16 protein-coding genes and 1 pseudogene are annotated in these 17272 nt (G+C 42.3%); 14 read left to right on the top strand and 3 right to left on the bottom strand.

Annotated features, from left to right (window positions below):
- Positions 1-242: 242 nt before the first annotated feature.
- Positions 243-1676 carry a 16S rRNA (cytosine(967)-C(5))-methyltransferase RsmB gene (gene rsmB, locus F6K57_RS27680; RefSeq protein ID WP_293071630.1) on the bottom strand — a complete coding sequence of 478 codons (1434 nt, stop codon included), beginning with the start codon at positions 1674-1676 and terminating at the stop codon, positions 243-245.
- A 71-nt stretch (positions 1677-1747) separates the two neighbouring features.
- Entirely contained in the window at positions 1748-1927 is a 180-nt protein-coding gene (locus F6K57_RS27675) for a hypothetical protein (protein ID WP_293071629.1), read from the bottom strand.
- Positions 1928-1998: 71 nt separating this feature from the next.
- Here F6K57_RS27675 and F6K57_RS27670 point away from each other — a divergent pair, with 71 nt between their 5' ends.
- From F6K57_RS27670 to F6K57_RS27620, 11 genes and pseudogenes are all read left to right on the top strand, one after another.
- Positions 1999-2451 (top strand): SufE family protein, encoded by a 453-nt coding sequence (locus tag F6K57_RS27670; protein WP_075897267.1) that lies wholly within the window; start codon positions 1999-2001, stop codon positions 2449-2451.
- Positions 2452-2597: 146 nt separating this feature from the next.
- Entirely contained in the window at positions 2598-2768 is a 171-nt protein-coding gene (locus F6K57_RS27665; protein WP_293071628.1) for a hypothetical protein, read from the top strand.
- Positions 2769-3369: 601 nt separating this feature from the next.
- Positions 3370-4215, top strand: a complete 846-nt coding sequence (locus F6K57_RS27660) for a transposase (protein WP_293038110.1) — start codon at positions 3370-3372, stop codon at positions 4213-4215.
- Positions 4216-4244: 29 nt separating this feature from the next.
- A pseudogene (locus F6K57_RS27655) lies at positions 4245-4691 on the top strand (transposase); the annotation flags it as partial.
- A 705-nt stretch (positions 4692-5396) separates the two neighbouring features.
- Complete coding sequence (locus F6K57_RS27650; protein WP_293026834.1) at positions 5397-6386, top strand: hypothetical protein; 990 nt, start codon at positions 5397-5399, stop codon at positions 6384-6386.
- A 52-nt stretch (positions 6387-6438) separates the two neighbouring features.
- On the top strand, positions 6439-7515 hold the full coding sequence (locus tag F6K57_RS27645) for a hypothetical protein (RefSeq protein ID WP_293071627.1): 1077 nt from the start codon (positions 6439-6441) through the stop codon (positions 7513-7515).
- A 337-nt stretch (positions 7516-7852) separates the two neighbouring features.
- Positions 7853-8578 (top strand): response regulator transcription factor, encoded by a 726-nt coding sequence (locus tag F6K57_RS27640; protein ID WP_293026828.1) that lies wholly within the window; start codon positions 7853-7855, stop codon positions 8576-8578.
- Positions 8579-9522: 944 nt separating this feature from the next.
- Complete coding sequence (locus F6K57_RS27635) at positions 9523-10143, top strand: hypothetical protein (RefSeq protein WP_293038118.1); 621 nt, start codon at positions 9523-9525, stop codon at positions 10141-10143.
- Positions 10144-10273: 130 nt separating this feature from the next.
- Positions 10274-10603, top strand: coding sequence for a hypothetical protein (locus F6K57_RS27630; protein ID WP_293026822.1), 330 nt, complete (start codon positions 10274-10276; stop codon positions 10601-10603).
- 5 nt (positions 10604-10608) lie between these two features.
- Positions 10609-13416, top strand: a complete 2808-nt coding sequence (locus F6K57_RS27625; RefSeq protein WP_293071626.1) for a hypothetical protein — start codon at positions 10609-10611, stop codon at positions 13414-13416.
- Between the two features lie 222 nt (positions 13417-13638).
- Entirely contained in the window at positions 13639-14346 is a 708-nt protein-coding gene (locus F6K57_RS27620; protein ID WP_293026816.1) for a hypothetical protein, read from the top strand.
- A 315-nt stretch (positions 14347-14661) separates the two neighbouring features.
- On the opposite strand, the gene F6K57_RS27615 is transcribed toward F6K57_RS27620, so the two are convergent.
- A complete protein-coding gene (locus F6K57_RS27615; protein ID WP_293071625.1) occupies positions 14662-14784 on the bottom strand; it encodes a hypothetical protein in 123 nt (40 codons plus the stop codon).
- A gap of 69 nt (positions 14785-14853) precedes the next feature.
- Between F6K57_RS27615 and F6K57_RS27610 the strand changes: the two genes are divergently transcribed.
- From F6K57_RS27610 to F6K57_RS27600, 3 genes are all read left to right on the top strand, one after another.
- Positions 14854-15849 (top strand): hypothetical protein, encoded by a 996-nt coding sequence (locus F6K57_RS27610; protein WP_293026810.1) that lies wholly within the window; start codon positions 14854-14856, stop codon positions 15847-15849.
- Complete coding sequence (locus F6K57_RS27605; RefSeq protein WP_293071624.1) at positions 15850-16647, top strand: hypothetical protein; 798 nt, start codon at positions 15850-15852, stop codon at positions 16645-16647.
- Positions 16648-16778: 131 nt separating this feature from the next.
- A partial coding sequence (locus tag F6K57_RS27600; protein ID WP_293071623.1) for a hypothetical protein occupies positions 16779-17272 on the top strand: 494 nt, incomplete at its 3' end.

Raw genomic sequence — 17272 nt, 5'->3', positions numbered from 1 at the left:
CCATAGCTCGTAATTTTACACTCAATTTATACCGTGACCAAATGTTTAAAAATATGGCACAAGCTCAACGACTTTGTTCTTTTGGTCTAGACACGCTTAAGCAACTTTTTAGAATGAAATAGCCCTGGCAAAATAGTATAATCATTAATAATCAAAAAAAACTATTTTTGCCCACCCTACTACTCTCCCCGATTCCCGATTCCCGATTCCCGATTCCCGATTCCCCTTCCTATATCCCTTAACTAATCCATTCGTTTCAACCGCACCATAAAAAAACCATCCATCTGGTCTCGATAGGGCACAACTTTCAGCCAACCTTCCGGTGTTGAAAACCCCTTAAGAAACGAAAGAGTAGGGGGTTCAATTTGCCACTGAGAATGACCTTCCAGAAACCATTGTATTACCCCCTCATTTTCTTGAGGATTTAAGGTACAGGTAGCATAGACTAACACACCTCCGGGCTTGACCCAAGTTGCGCTATGCTCTAACAATTCTTTTTGCAAAACAGTAAGTTCCTGGACTTTTTCTGGAGTCATGCGCCAACGAATATCAGGACGTCGGTGAAGGGTACCATTACCGGAACAGGGAGCATCTAATAACACAGCATTAGCGATGTTAGTAAATTCAGGGCAATCGCGACTATCACCAGTAGTAATGTGAATGGATTGTAATTGTAACCGTTCGGCATTCTGTTGGACTTTTTTGAGGCGGGAAGCCGAGCGATCGCATGCCCAAATCTTTCCCTGATCTGCCATTAATTCCGCAATATGAGTTGTCTTGCCCCCCGGTGCCGCACAGGCATCAATCACCACATCACCAGGTTGAGGGTCCAACAGATAACTGACCAGCTGGGCACTACAATCTTGAACAGTCCACCAACCCTCCTTAAATCCCGGTAGCTCTTGAATCGCACCAACACCACCCACAACCCGCAGTGCTTGGGGGACCTGAGCTGCATTGCTGAAAATAGGGATAATCTCACCATTCCCCTCATCCTCGTGAGACACCAACTGAGGTACCCGCTGAATAGCCACTTCAGCAGATTGCATCCCTGCCTCCACCTCCTCCATCGACACCTTGAGGGGATTGACCCGTAAGTCAATGGTAGGAGATTGGTTAAACCATTGACACAGCTGTTCTGTTTCCTCTGCTCCCAGCTGTTGTAACCACAGCTGGATCATCCAATCGGGAAAACTGTGTAAAATGCCCAAACCCTCGATATCCCCTTCTGGCAACTGCAAAGGGTCAGGGGAATTGGCAGCTAAACGGGCATAGTTTCGTAATAAACCATTAACCACCCCTGCCAGTCCTTTGAAGCCATTGTTCTTGGCTAGCTCAACCGTCGTATTGACCGCTGCTGAAGCAGGAATTCGGGCTTGATAGCGGAGCTGATATAGTCCAAGGTGAAGTATAGTGCGCAAATCTGGAGGTTGTTGATTCGCTTTCTTTTTGCCCAACTGGTCAAGTAGAGCATCCAGAGTGCGCTGTCGTCGAACACTACCATAAACTAATTCTGTCACTAAGCCCCGATCAGCACCAGTTAACTGAGCAGTGTGTAGCACTCGATTCAGGGCAATATCAGCAAAAGCACCCCGCCGATGAATATCCCGGAGAGCTAGGAATGCTAACTGGCGAGGATTTTGTTTATCAAAGGTTGACGATTTATCTTGGCTCACAAACTATGTACTCCTCTGGGTCTTACTGATCAGCTATCAGCTTTCAGCTATCAGCATTCAGCATTCAGCATTCAGCATTCAGCATTCAGCTTTTTAATAAAAGAGGTAACCATTGGTTTAATCTGAGTTAAGTCTGCTGACGGCTGATCGCTGACCACTGACCGCTGACCACTGACCGCTGACCACTGACCACTGACCACTGACGGCTGACCACTGACGGCTGACCACTGAATGCTCACGCTAATATGCATTTATAGCAGTTATCAATTCGGTATTGAGAACTGCTATAAATAAAATGGTTAATCCTTTTTAAACATTGGGTATGTCAGCCACCTCAAGCCCTTTACCAGAAGCTCTTGCTCGGATTGTAGAACGCTTTCAGCGCCGCAAAGACCCCAAGCAACGGTATCAGCAGTTGCTGTGGTACGCCAAGAAGCTTCAGACAATGCCAGAAACTGATAAAGTGCCAGAAAACAAAGTTCCTGGCTGCGTGTCCCAGGTTTATATCACCGCTAACTTGGATGATGGCAAAGTCTTGTATCAGGGAGACTCAGATGCCCAATTGGTTAAAGGATTAGTAGCGTTGTTGATTGAAGGCTTGAATGGACTGACGCCGACAGAGATTGTCAACCTATCTCCTGACTTTATTCAAGACATAGGATTGAACGCTAGTTTAACCCCTTCTCGCGCTAATGGATTTTACAACATTTTCCAGACCATGAAGAAGAAGGCCCTGGGATATCAGTTGGGAATGTCTTCCAGAGAATTGAATTGAGGGATTTTCCCTTCTATTTTCCCCACACCCGGTCACCCACCCCGGACCGGGGATTAACTGACAAGACCCTTGAAATGCTGATTCTCCCGTAGGTTGGATTACGCGATCGCTAACCCAACTAACGCCTCACGCTTTGTTGGGTTTCGTTGCCTCAACCCAACCTACGCCATGATCTAAAGTCACTCAACCAGCTCTGTTCCCTGTTCCCTATTCCCTATTCCCTGTTCCCGATTCCCGATTCCCGATTCCCAGATCCGCTGTTCCCGATTCCCGATTCCCGATTCCCGATTCCCGATTCCCGATTCCCGATTCCCTAGATTTGGCTCCTGATTAAATTAAGCCTGAAACCCTTGTATAAACAGGGTTTCAGGTGTTTTTCTATGACAAAGCTACTTGAATTCCAGCCTAGCATGGGCAATTTGCCCTTGACTTATCCACTGGAGTTTCAGTACAATCAAGTAGAACATTTGTACTACTATAGTCTTTCCTCTTAACCATTGCACCCACACCCCTAGAGGCATCACATCCCTCCTACAACGAACGATTCTAGAGCAGCGATTGGCCTACGGCCACGCTACGCGATCGCGTATCGCTGTGGGTAGTTTCGGGTACTTGCCATTAGCCACTGGCTGATAGGGAAACCTCTTGTTTGGGAATTATAAAAATCCCCATTAGCCGAAAACCCCGTGTCTTTAGACCGGGGATGAAGGAACAAGCGCGGTCTTTAGCCGCCGTGATCAAAATATTTAGAGAAAATCTGGAATCTTAGTCTGGATGTTGTAGAATAATAGTAGAAACAGTTGAGGTCAGAGACGAAACCTTAGAATAGTGGAGCCTTTATGGTTGGTCGGCTATGCGAAAAGGGTTAAAACTGTTGTTATAAGGCTCCACTATTCTTACGGTAACTTTAAGAAACTGATGATAATTCTAGAGTTTAAGGCGAAAGGAAACAAACATCAATACTCTGGGATCAATGAGGCTATTCGGACAGTCCAGTTCATCCGTAATAGCTGTCTTAGGTACTGGATGGACAATAAAGGGGTCAGCAAATTTGACCTCAACAAATACAGTGCAGTACTGGCTAATAACTTCCCTTTCGCCAATGAATTAAACTCTACCGCTCGACAGTCTAGCGCTGAGAGAGCATGGTCGTCAATCGTTCGATTCTTTGACAACTGCAAGAAAAAAGTACCTGGCAAAAAAGGCTTTCCTAAATTCCAGAAAAACTGCCGTTCAGTGGAGTATAAGCAGTCTGGCTGGAAGTTGTCTCCTGACAATAAATCAATCACCTTTAGTGACTTGAAGGGGATCGGTAAGCTCAAACTTAAAGGTAAATGGGACTTATGGCGTTTCGACAAAAAACAGATTAAGCGGGTTCGGATAGTCCGTCGGGCTGATGGCTACTATATCCAGTTTTGTATTTCAGTAGACATCAAAGAAGATCTAGAACCAACTGGGACGGCTATCGGGCTGGATGTTGGACTAAAAGATTTCTATACTGATTCCGCTGGAGAAACTGAACCAAATCCCCGCTTTTACAGGACGGGAGAGAAGCGCCTTAAGTTCTATCAGCGCAGAGTTTCTAGAAAAAAGAAAGGTTCATCCAATCGCAGAAAAGCAGTTAATAGACTAGGCAGACATCACCTTAAAATAAGTAGGCAACGTGAAGAGCACGCCAAGAGACTGGTTAGAAGTTACCGTAAGAATAAAGAAGCCTTTATGGTTAGTCGGCTATGCATAAAAGGGTTAAATCTTTGTTATTAAGGCTTCTTTATTCTAAGGTTTCGTCTCCGGCGCGCTGCGTAATCCGGTCTAACGATCTGGTCGCCTATGAAGATTTAAGGGTTAAAAACCTAGCCAAAAATCACTGTTTAGCTAAGTCTATTAATGATGCAGGTTGGTATCAATTTCGGAAATGGATGGAGCACTTTGGTACGAAATTTGGGAAGGTGACGGTTGCAGTAAATCCCGCCTATACCAGCCAGAATTGCTCCAATTGCGGCGAAGTAGTGAAAAAGTCTCTATCAACTAGGACTCACGCCTGTAAGTGTGGCTGCCAGTTAGACAGAGACCATAATGCCGCAATAAACATCCTTAAAAGAGCTTTGAGTACGGTGGGGCACACCGGAACTTGGGTCGTCAAAGACCTAAACGCTTCAGGAGATTCGGCCTCTACTTTTCCTGGTTCCGACCTGGTTGAGCAAGTTGGATCATTGAGTGAAGAATCCCCGTGTCTTTAGACCGGGGAGTGTCAACTCAAATAAGAGCATTGTCAATACTGCGTGGCTTTTGGATAAATCCCCCCAACCACCCGTCGGGATCCCCCTCCCGTCCCCCGCGCGGAAGGGGGAAGCCAGAGCAACCATAGACTTTTTGTTCATGGGGTCTATTGTTCCCCCCTTGTTAAGGCAGGGCTGTTTCAAACTTTAGTAAGTTAACGATTATTGGAGATAGGGGGATAGGGGGATAGGGGGATAGGGAAATAAACTAAAATTTACCGAAAAATGCCCAAATTTAGTCATTAAAATCTTACGAATTAACCGCCTTCAATCAACTCAAATCACTAACAATTTGTTAACGGCCTTCGAGGAAGGGAACGATAAATTTGCCCAAAATCCCGAGTATTAGTCCAAAATTCTCCCCATCTCCCCATCTCCCCATCTCCCCATCTATTTTTTGCGAGAATGAAACAGCCCTGCCTTGTTAAGGGGGGTTAGGGGGGATCTCCCAGGGTGGATGAATATTGCTAACCAGCCACCGGCTACTATAGCGTTTTCCATATTAATGAAATACACACACCTATTTTTTCCCGATTCCCAATTCCCGATTCCCGATTCCCTACTCCCTACTCCCTACTCCCTACTCCCTATTCCCTGCGCTATAGCAATTTTCAAGTAATCATTTTCAATTAAAAAAATCTAAATATCGTCAAAGGAACACACTATATGGTTGCCACAAAAGACAGCAAAGACCAGATTTTCCAAGCCTTTGAGCAAATCCTAAAAGAGCGGCAAAACATTGACTCAAAAATTGCCACCAAAGAAGAAGAAGCGGAAAAAGCTAAAAATCAACAAGTCCTGGAAACTGCCTCAAACTATACCGTTGATAATATTGTCAAAGGAATGGCTGATTTACAGCTAGAGTTTGGCACCATCGTTAATGAATTGTCAGAAAAATTATCCTCAGAAGCCTCTAAACTTGATGAGCTAAAGCTGGCGATTAAAGTAGAAACTGAACACTTGCAATACCTTCAGCAAATTCGAGTTGTAGCTGATGCCTTACATTTGCTCAATCAAGAGCACCAAGAAAAGCTAAAATCCCTAGAGCAAAAAGCAGATCAACAGCGAGAAGAGATCGAAAAAGACCAAGAGCAAAAACGTAAGCTTTGGCAAAAAGACCAGGAAGACTTTGAAATAGCACGTCAAGAACAAAACGAATTATTGGCTCGGGAACGACAACGCCAAGAAGCTGACTATCAATACGAATTAGAACGTAACCGTAAAATTGAGACGGATCAGTATGAAGAACTGAGCCGTAACCAGGAGCGAGAATTGCAAGAGGCCAATCAAGAAAAAGAAAAGCAATGGTCTGAGCGAGAACAGAAGCTACAAGAATCTCAAGACCTGTTTGAGGAGTATCAACAGAAAGTGGAAGCTTTCCCTGCTGAGCTAGATGAAATCGTTAAAAAAGTAAAAGATAAAGCCATTAAAAAAGTCCAAAACGACGCTAAAGTACAGGCTGATTTACTAACCAAAGGCTGGGAAGTTACTCAACAGGGTTATGACGTTAAAATTCAGTCCCTGGAGCAACACATAGAAAAACAAAATAAACAAATTGAAAATCTCTATAGTCAGCTACAAGAGACCTTGAAACAGTCCCAAGCCCTGACCTTGAAAGCTTTTGATGGGTCTTCAAGAAGCAAGGATCAAAATTAGTGAATAGTGATATCAGTTCAGAAATTGTCAAATAGAATATAACCTTGAAAGTATGACACGCAAACCTAACAGCAAGAACACCAAAGCAGAAATTTTAGAAGCTTACAAGGAATTACTAGCAGAACGAAATGCTTTGGAAAAAGAAATGAAGCAGATGAACAAAACGCAAACTCCTCAAGTATCCACGGTGGAAAAAAAGCAAACTAATGGATCTGTACCAGCAAAAGTCATGAAAGACAAAATGAGGTATACCCTAGACAGCCTGGTTAAGCTGCAATTAGGGTTTGGGAGTAGTGTCAGTGAGTTGTCGGAAAAACTAACATCAGAAGCGGCTAAGCTAGAAGAATTACGAACAGCGGTTACTGAGGAAACTCAACAACTTGCTGAACTCCACAATTTATCAGAAATTCAAGACGATACCTTAGATACCTTAATCGAAACCTATCAGAATAGCTCTAAAGCTTTCGATGAAGAAATTTACCAAAAACGGGAAGAGTTAGAGCTGGACATTAATCAGTTAAAACAATCCTGGTACAAAGAACAAGAGGAACAGCAACGAGCTATTAAAGAACGGAATGAAGAACAAAATAAAACCCGTAAGCGAGATGCTCAAGAGTATGATTATAATTTAGACCTACAACGCAGCTTAGATCAAGAAACCTACAACCATAACCAAGAACGTTTATACAAAGAATTGGAGGAAACGAGGCAACAACAAGAGAAACAATGGGCAGAGCGGGAAAATGCGATCGCAGAGCGAGAGAAGCAGTTTGAAGAATTAAAAACTAAGGTAGAAGCCTTCGACCAGGAAAAATCAGTTGCTATCAAAAAAGCCCAAGAAGAAGGCAAAGCGATTGCTAGCCACCAGGTCAAAATTCAAGCCGACTTACAGAATAAGGAATTAGAAGGAAATAATCGTGTCTATCAGCTAAGAATTGAATCCCTGGAACAGACAATAAAAGAATCCTCAGCACGGATACACAGTCTTTCCGGGCAACTCGATACTGCCCTCAAACAAGTTCAGGATTTAGCGGTCAAGGCAATTGAGGGTGCTTCTAATATCAACTCTTATCAAGCCCTTAAAGAAATTGCCTTAGAGCAAGCGAAAAATCCAACTAAGGGTAAATAAGGATAAAAAAGAGAAATATTTTAGTGGTTTTGAAGGTTGACGACATAGTGTCGTTAACCTTCAACTATAAATAGTCAACCAAAAGTTATCATTGACACACGTAAAATACTCCGGAGTTGTATCATCAGTAATATTGGGTCAAAGCGCTAATCAACCGATGGAAACAATTTCGGTAGGTGGCGACTCGTGATCACAAGCTTGCTGACCAATCTTGAGCTATGGAGCGCGTTCGCGTAGCGTGGCCTACGGCCAATCGCTTCCATTTTTTTTTGGGTTGTCAGGTCAGCAAACACATCCTAAGTTGTCAATTTCGGTATCAGTGTTCTAGTCAATGGTTATGAACGTAATCAAAGAAATTCGGGTGTTACTGATTGAGAGGGGTGATTTGACGCAGTTAGGTCTCAGAAAAGTCTTGGAGCAGTACAAAGAAGTCAGTTTGGTGTCTCAAGTTTCTAGCTTGCGTCATGTGGCGGCCTTTTTAAAAAAATCTAACCCGGACATAGTAGTCATTAATTTAGAGCATTCAAGCAATAGTGATGCGTTATTGCGGTTAGTCAGAAATTGGAAAGTGGCATTTTTTCCTAACATATTGCTGCTATCTTGGGACACATCAGAAGAATTTGTTATAAGCGCTTTTGGGGCTGGGGTAGATTCCTATTATCTAAAACGTATCAATTTTCCTAAAACTAATGTAGACACCAGTACTTTCTTAGATGCTTTAAAAGCTACCTATGAAGGGCAACACTGGATTGATCCAGAAATAGCTGGTTATCTCCTAAAAAACAGTATCAAGTCACCCGGCAAGAATTTTTCTGGGATTACTTTAATCAATTCCTGTGAGCCTGACTATTATCAGATTCTTAGGGAAAATCCACTGACTGAACGGGAGCTAACTGTCTTGGAATTGATCGTAGCCGGTTATACAAATGACGAAATTGCCCAGCGATTATTGCTAGGTCTTGGCACAGTTAAAACTCACATTCGGTCTGTGCTGTGGAAACTGTGCTGTGACGATAGAACACAAGCAGCAGTACAAGCACTTCGCAGTGGTTTGGTGAAGTAGATACCAAGATTCGGTGGATGCATCTTTTTGTTGTAAATCTATAACTGTTGGGGCGGGGGCGCGGGGAGGGTGGGGAGTGTGGGAACCCACCCCTAACCCCTCCCAGGAGGCAGGGCTGTTTCAAACTTTAATAAGTTAACGATTATTGGAGATAGGGGGATAGGGGGATAGGGGGATAGGGAAATAGCTCAAAATTTTCCGAAAAATCCCCAAATTTAGTCATTAAAATCTGACTAATTAGCCGGCTTCAATCAACTCAAATGACTAACAATTCGTGATTAGGCTTTTGAGTATGGTTAGATAAATTTGGCCAAAATCACGACTATTCGTCCAAAATTCTCCCCATCTCCCCATCTCCCCATCTCCCCATCTATTTTTGGCCAGAATGAAACAGCCCTACTCCCAGGAGGGGAATATGGGGAGTGTGGGAACCCACCCCTAACCCCTCCCAGGAGGGGAATATGGGGAGATGGGGCAGATTTTTATTAAGGGTAATTATCCTGACATGATATTAGTGCTTAGCAATTATTGATTAAGGTTTAATTGTTAAATTTTCATGCTTTAAGTTTAGAATTAAGCAAAATAGCTGATTAACCACTAAGCACTAACTCCTCTACCTATAGGTTGGGTTTAAGCGTTTTTTTTGTTAAGTTTTTTTTATTTTATCAGAGTTTTATTAAAATTCAGTTTATTTATCTATTCCTTTTGGACGAGTAACATTGTGAGACTGTTGGGGAGCTGTGCCAATGATATTGAGAGGTTAAGTAATTGTAATCCTTGAGGTGAAGCAATTACAATCATTTAGCTTATTCAAAATGCTCCTTAACTCAGTAACATTTATTAATTAAAATAAATTGAACTATTCCTCTAGGATCGCTTTTGCGGTTTAAAAATTTTCTGTATCACAATAAGAGTCAGAAAAATTACGGAAAGAAAAATCCACCATGGTGAACAAGTCCTCTGTTGCGATGTCACCTCGTCAACAACAGCGTTGGAAAAGTAAAGAAACTATGTTTGCTAAGTTGCTTGCTAAGTTGTTTGCTCAGTTGAAGCAAGTGCCCTTGGGCTATTTAATGGTCATGGCTGCGATCGCAATGGCATTGGATCTCTATATCAGTACCTCCGTCACTCCTTTGATGGGTGTATCATTTTTGATGTGTCTAGTTGTGGGAGTGAGGTGGATTGGAGTCCAACCTAGTAATTCTGGGAATCAAATTCAACGGCTAATCAGGAAATATGGTTTAGGAGCCTGTCTTTTCCTATTCGCCTTTCTGTGGTTTATGTTGGACTTTACCGCTGCGCCAGCCCATGCCCAGTTTTTCCAAGTCGCAGAAGATTGGCTAACTAGTGCTATTCCTGAAGTAGACGCCGATTTGGTGTCCCTGGTGTTTAACGTTTTACGAGCACTATTCCTAATTTATTTAGGCATTTCATTGGTCAAAGTAGTCAATGCTGCCCAACAAGATGATGACTGGAAAACCCTAGCCCGTACTCCAATCATCATTTTGATTGTAGTTACCTTGGGTGATCTGTTAGCAGGCTACATCACTGGCACAGGGGCATAAACTACGGTACATCTAATTTGCCTGTTGAGTTTGATATAGCTGAAGGGATGAGTAGTCAGGGTTTTATTGAGATTGAAAGTTTTTTCAATCACTGATAGGAACGCAAGTCTGATCCAAAATAGCTTGACCTATGGCAAATAATTCAGAGCAACAATTCCGTCGTGTTAACCGAACTCTTGATGAAAAACCGAAAATTGGTCCTATTCCAGCCGATCAGTTTATCCCCTGGGCAATAATTTGGGCAATTGCCTATTACATCGTCAAGGGGGTACTAGGAGCTAGTTGGGTATGGACATCTTGTTTCGGAGTTTGGGGTATGTCTACTTGGTGGGTGCTAACTTCCTCTAGCCATTGGAAATTTCTTTCTAAGTTTATACCTGTACCTCAATGGACAAGAGGAATGGGTAGATACCAAAGGCTTTTAGACGTTAAAAGGGAAAAAGCAAAGGGCAAAGGCTAAAAAGTATGACAACCACTCAAGCTTACGATCAAGCTAAACAAAAGATGGGAAAGAAGCGGGTTGATGTAGGAAATGGTAAAAAGAAAACCTTAAAGCCGTTCGAGGATGACTGTAAGTTAGCTAGTTTCCTAGAAGTCAGACTGGATGGCTCTGATGTTGGGGCATACATTCTCAGAAAAGGAGAAGCTTCCTATAAATTTGTGTTTGGTTTTGAATGTCGAGGCATACACACCACCTTACGCCAGGAGTTAATTGACCCGGTGTTTGATGCCATCGAAGCTGGGTTAAAAGATTTCCCAGACCAGGAAACCCTCACGATTCACCTAAAGTCTTTCACTGATGACACTGATAGACAAAACACGTTGAGTCAGCTGATCAAGGGGACAGACTCTAACGAGTTAAAGTACCTAATCATGGGAGAAAAGAAGCGAATTCAAGACTTGACCAAAGGGGGAATTAGAAAGCCAAAGACGTTGTATTTATTTGCTACCTATACCGTAGAATCAGGTCGAGAGGGAGCATCTGATAAAATCGAAGAATTTTTGATGACAGCTACCAAGTGGTGGAACGGATTCATTGGCAAGCTGGATGAGTATGAAAAACAGCAGATCGAGAGAGTGATAGAGATTGCCTTTAATAATGGCTATCAATTTTGGGAAAGGCTGTTGAGCAATCAAATGGGTCTATCGATTCGCCCTCTTTCTGCTCAAGAGTGTTGGAATTATGTGTGGCAGCGATTTAATAATACACCACCTCGTTCAGTTCCCCAGTTGCTTTCCTTAACTGAAGCTGGAGTTACCGAGGAGGTTTACTCAGAAATCCACCCGGTTTCTCTGTTAATGGAAGACTATACCGCTATTCCATTTGCTGATCGACGTTGGATTAATCTCAAAGACCAGTATACGGCAGTCATGCTCTTTTTAGACAAGCCTGAGGGGTGGAGGAATAAAGAATCCCAAATGCGCTATCTCTGGCAAGTCATGGCAAAAGATGAGGTCTATGACACCGATTGTTTTTGTGAGATTTCCAAAGCGAATATTAAAACAGTAACCAGCAAAATGCATTCGCTGACGAAACAGGCAAATGTCTCCTCAAAATATGCACAAGAGAAAAATACGATTAATGTTAAAGCACAATTAAATATTCAGAAAAATGTCGAGGCTCAGGCGGCTATCTATGAAGGGGCCGTGCCATTTAATGTCTCAGTTGTTTTCTTAGTCCATCGCGATTCTCCACAAGATTTAGATCAGGCGTGTTATACTTTAAAATCTTATTTTCCGCCACCAGCTTGGATGGTAAGGGAGACCGAATATCCTTGGAAAATCTGGCTAGAAACCTTGCCAATTTCCTGGAGCAGACTCTTAATGAGTCCATTTAAGCGATCGCATACCTATTTAAGCCATATTGCACCAGGGTTAATGCCAGTAGTCAAAACCCGGACAGTGGATAGAACGGGATTTGAATTAATCTCTGCTGAAGGAGGTACGCCAGTTTTTATTGACTTATTCAAACAGCATAAAAACCTAGGTATTTTCGGAACCACCCGCAGTGGAAAATCTGTTTTGGCATCGGGAATTATTACCCAAGCCTTGGCTCATGGTATCCCCATCTCAGCTATGGATTATCCAAAACCCGATGGCAGTTCTACCTTTAGTGACTACACCGCTTTTCTCGGGGATAAAGGAGCTTATTTTGATATTGGTCGAGAGGCAGTTAATCTTTTCGAGTTGCCCAATTTAAAGGGATTAGATGCTAAACTACAACAAGAGAGACTTACAGAATACAAAGAATTCTTAGTCGAAGCACTAATGCTAATGGTTCTTGGCTCCACGACGTTTCATGACCGGACTTATACGGATAACATCAGAGCCATGTTAAGCTTAGCAATCAAAGCCTTTTTTGATGATGATCAAATCCATGACCGTTATGTAGCAGCAAATATCAATGGCTTAGACTCTCAAGAATGGCAATTAATGCCTACCCTTGCGGATTTTATTGATTTTTGTTCTTTAGAGAGATTGCGGGTTACCTCTGTATCTGGGGATATCCTTCAAGGCTTGGATCAAGTAAAATTGCGACTGAGGTATTGGATAAATAGCCGAGTAGGAAAAGCGATTAGTCGTCCTTCTACCTTTAGAAGTGATGCTCAGTTATTAGTCTTTGCCTTACGGAATATTAGTAGTGACGAAGATGCTGCACTACTTTCTTTAGGGATTTACTCAGCAGCATTAAGACGTTCTTTAGCCTCACCTGTGAGTATATTTTTCATCGATGAAAGTCCCATTCTGTTCCAATATAATTCCATTGCTGAATTAATTGGCAGATTGTGTGCTAATGGAGCCAAAGCCGGAATTCGGGTAATTTTATCGGCTCAAGATCCAGATACTATTTCCAAGTCTCCCAGTGCAGCGAAAATTTTTCAGAATATAACAACTCGCTTAGTAGGGAGAATTCAACCAACAGCAGTGGATAGCTTTGTTAATATTTTAAAATATCCTTCAGAGATTATTAACAAAAATGCCACAGAAGGATTTTTCCCTAAACAAGAAGGAATGTATTCTCAATGGTTACTCGATGACAATGGGATTTACACCTACTGTCGATTTTATCCCGGTTCAGCACTGTTAACAGCAGTTGCTAATAATCCTGAAGAATCAGCAATTCGTCAGACAGCAATGCGCTTACATCCCAAGGATAAAATTATGGCTATGCATTATGCTAGTAAAAAAATGGCAGAAATGCGTAATTCAGAAGTCCAAGTCGTCAATTCAAAGTTACCAGATCCGAGAGCCAAAGTTCGAATTCATAATTAAGCTGAAAAATAGTATATAATTTAGGTAAGTCAGGGATACGCTTTTATAGCGCTACGCGCAAGTCAGAAGTTAGAAGTCAGAAGTAAAAAGTAAGCTTAGACTTACGTTTCGGAGTTTAGGAATGTCCTAATCTCAATGCGTAGTGCTATATGGTTTAGCTTTCATTTTTAACTTTTCAGCCTTCAGCATTTTTTCGTAACTATTCAATTTAGGAGTTCAATCATGGCGAAAAATGTGACCAAAACTTGGATACAGTTGTTAATTATTAGTACGCTAATTACAGCAGTTCCTAAACCCGCCTATGCTTCTGGTGGAATTGTGGATAGTTTTGTTGACTCGTTTGTTGAGGAATTTCAGAAGGTTAAGTCTTACTTTACAAATTTCTTCGATGAATTTACCAATTTACCAGAAACCATAGACAACGATTTGAAATCAGCATTGGAAGATTCCATGGGAGTTTTAGGTCTCCCCGATGTGGAAGACGTCAGAGCGTCAATTGAGGAAAGTCTCCAAGAAAGCGATTACCCAATTTATGAAGGAGACAAACTTGCTAATGAAGTAGAAAGGCAAGTTGCTAGAGCATCAGCGTCTCGTGTTCTGAGTCAAGAAGGACAGGAGCAGTCAATCCAGGAGCTAAAGCAAATGCAGGATACTGTTTCACAGGTACAGCAATTAGCTCAAACAGCTCAAAATGAGACAGTTACTCAGAATGTGATCAAAGAAGTCGCTCTTCAGAATGCTCGTCAAGCCGCCATACTCGGCTCCTTGCAAGCCGCTACTGTTGAAGAAGCGCAACGACAAGAAATTTCTAACATGCTCCAGAGCAATATCTCTCGTGCTTTGGATGGACAAACTCAGGCAGATCAATACCAAAAACTGGGCGCTGGTATGGAAACTTTGAGAATCACCTCGTTAAGTGGCTTGTTTTAGTTACAGGACTTACGCACAGAATCCATGGGTAGGGTGGGCAAAACCTTGCCCACCCTACAGGTAGCTGTTGATCGTTAATTGTTAATCGTTAACCGTTGACCGTCAACAGTTATCTGGATCCAGAATTCTTCAATAATTATCAATTCTGAACTGACTCACTTAGCACTTATAGGACTACCCATTAAGGTGTTTGACATTGATACAAGCAGCAAAACCTGTTGTAGTCAACTTTTGCCTCTTGCCTTTTGCCAATGCCATTGCGCGTAGCGCTATAACACTCCTCACTCACAACTATTTCTCTTATGTCTCCTTGGTCTAGCTTACCTGCTTGTCCCTATTCCTACCTTCTTTGTTTATCACCATGTGTAGCGATCGCCATGTCTGTTCGTCCTTATATTCCGGATTTCCTCCGTCTGCCGATCTCTTTGAATTCCTCATCTACCCACTCTCCCCAATGTCTCCACTCTGGTCATCCCATCGCTAATGACGTAAAGAGGTAATCATTAAATGATAGTCACCCCCAACTTAATTGCTCAATTTAGTAATGGAGCCTCCCAGATTATCCAAAATGGTCGTACCGGACAAATTGCGATCGCAGAAGCCATGAATGAGCTCTGGAGTGAAGTCCTCGGAGGTGGGTTGTATGCTGTGATCGCTAAACTGGGGGTGTTTTTTGCCGTGGGAAGCTTAGTTCTATTCATGACTCAATGGGCAAAAGCCTTAATAGAATACGATGAGCCAATTATGTGGTCTGAGATCATCTGGCCCTTATTAGTCGCAGTTTTGTTAGCGAATGATGGGGCAATGTTAGCCAATGGCACCCAAGGACTCAGAAGTGTAATCAACAATACCTCTAATTCACTACTGCAAAACACATCTGCCAGAATTTCTTTGCAAGAATCATACCAAATTGTGACAGAAAATATTGGGGCGAAGGCGGTTATTGATTCCTTGGTTTCTCAATGTGATTCTATCGTCGATGTTCAACAACAGGTGGATTGTTTAACAAATGCAGAGCAACAAGCACGGGACTTTTCTAAAACGTTACCGACATCTGAACAATGGTTCGATAAAATTGGTTCATTGCTTAACCCTCTGAATGTTACTGAACGAGTAGGCTTTGCCTTACAAACGGCAGTAACGGGTTGGTTAATGTCGATTGGTATGGCATTTCAGTGGGTAGCAGAAGTTTCGATGTTGCTAACCGGACTATTAGGTCCATTAGCGGTAGGGGCCACATTATTACCTGTGGGGGCTAAGGCAATTTACGCTTGGTTAATTAGCTTTTTCTCCATCGGTTTAGTGAAAATATGCTACAACATTATTGTTGGTTTAGTCGCAACCTTAATTGTTAATGCTGAGAGTTATAACCCATTAGTTTTTGCTTTTGTCGCTGGATTAATTGCCCCCATCCTAGCGTTAGTATTAGCCGCTGGAGGAGGTCTAGCTATTTTTAATAGCTTAAACTCCTTCAGTGCTTTTGTATTAGGAGGCTTGAAATAAATGGAAAGCACGACTAGTTCTCCTCAGAATAAGCTAAAATTTCTCCAAAGAGGTAAGAAGAGTACTTGGTTATCCAGTTTCAATGTGACGGATAGTCTGGGGATTATCTTAATCAGCAACTTTGCTTACAATACCTTAATTCTGTTTTTCCTAGCCCTGTTGTATGGCGCTCAAGCAAGGCTAGCTAATAAGCCAGCTCCTTCCTTGGTGCAATTGAATACTGGTGAAACCACTGCCGTAGAAGCCATTGGGAATAAAGAACGGACACCAGAGGTAATTAAAGCATTTACAATTAAAACCATGAGTGACCTGTTTACTTGGACAGGGCGATTACCTGGAAAAGATGGCGTTCCCTTTTCTAACTTAGACTCTGATCCAGGAGTAGAAATTAATGGCAAAGGTAGGCGTCGAGGTAAAATATCTACTCAAGCCTGGAAAGCTAGCTTTGCCTTAGCCGATGATTTTCGTGATCCGTTTCTCTTAAAGTTAGTAGACTTAACGCCATCCAACGTATTTAAGGGTAAAACACAATTTGCTTTTGTCCCCCAATTTGTCAGAGAACCTATTAAAATAAAAGAAGGGGAATGGACAATCGATTTGGTTGGCACCTTAACCGTTCTAGATACTACCAATAATTTGCCCACCTATATTCCCTTCAACAAACAGATTCATGTACGGGCAGTGGAGCCTCCTAAGTATTCACCAGGCATGGCAGACGATAGTCTACCTCCAATTATTGCTAAGGCCAGAGAGAAAGGTTTGGAGGTAGTTAGTATCAAAGATTTAGACTCAAAATAAACCTGAATCCTAAGTCCAATAGTCCTGATTATAAGACTCCACTAATCCGTGCATCTGTCCGTGTTTACACATCCGTGTTGTGGGACTAATGACTACATCAACTGGAATAACTACAGCAACTGGGATAAATTATGAAGCTATCAGATCTCAAAGACTTTGATGTCCAAAACCTGGAACATAAATCTGAAGAAGAAATTAGTAAAAAAACTCTGATTCAGCAGAACAGTGGTGCAGAGAATACCGCCCCGACATGGACAGAAGAATCATTAGCTGAGTTGCTAAAATTTGATACTAGTTATGACCAAGAACAAAATCCTACAAGTCAGGGGGGAATAGCATCGACTGATAGTACCGCTGATTTAGATCCAGACTTAAATGTTACCCAACAAGAATTCGCAAAATCCGGTTGGGCAAAAGGCGCTTCCGTTGGTGCAGTAACTGGGTCAATTGCTGTAGTCGCCGGATTAGTTTTTACAGGGATGACCTCCTTGTCTTCTAAGAAGAAATTGGTCGAAAAAGTTACTCCAATTCCCACCAGTGTTGAGAAGGAATCGGAAAACGCGACCGATTCTGAAATCGGACGACTGAAGACTGAATTAGCCCTAGCCAAGCAACAAAAACAGAT

It is taken from the genome of Moorena sp. SIO4A5 (assembly GCF_010672005.1).
In the GTDB taxonomy this organism is placed as follows: domain Bacteria; phylum Cyanobacteriota; class Cyanobacteriia; order Cyanobacteriales; family Coleofasciculaceae; genus Moorena.
Note: the sequence above shows the minus strand (reverse complement) of the source record. Positions and strands in the feature narration are given on the sequence as shown.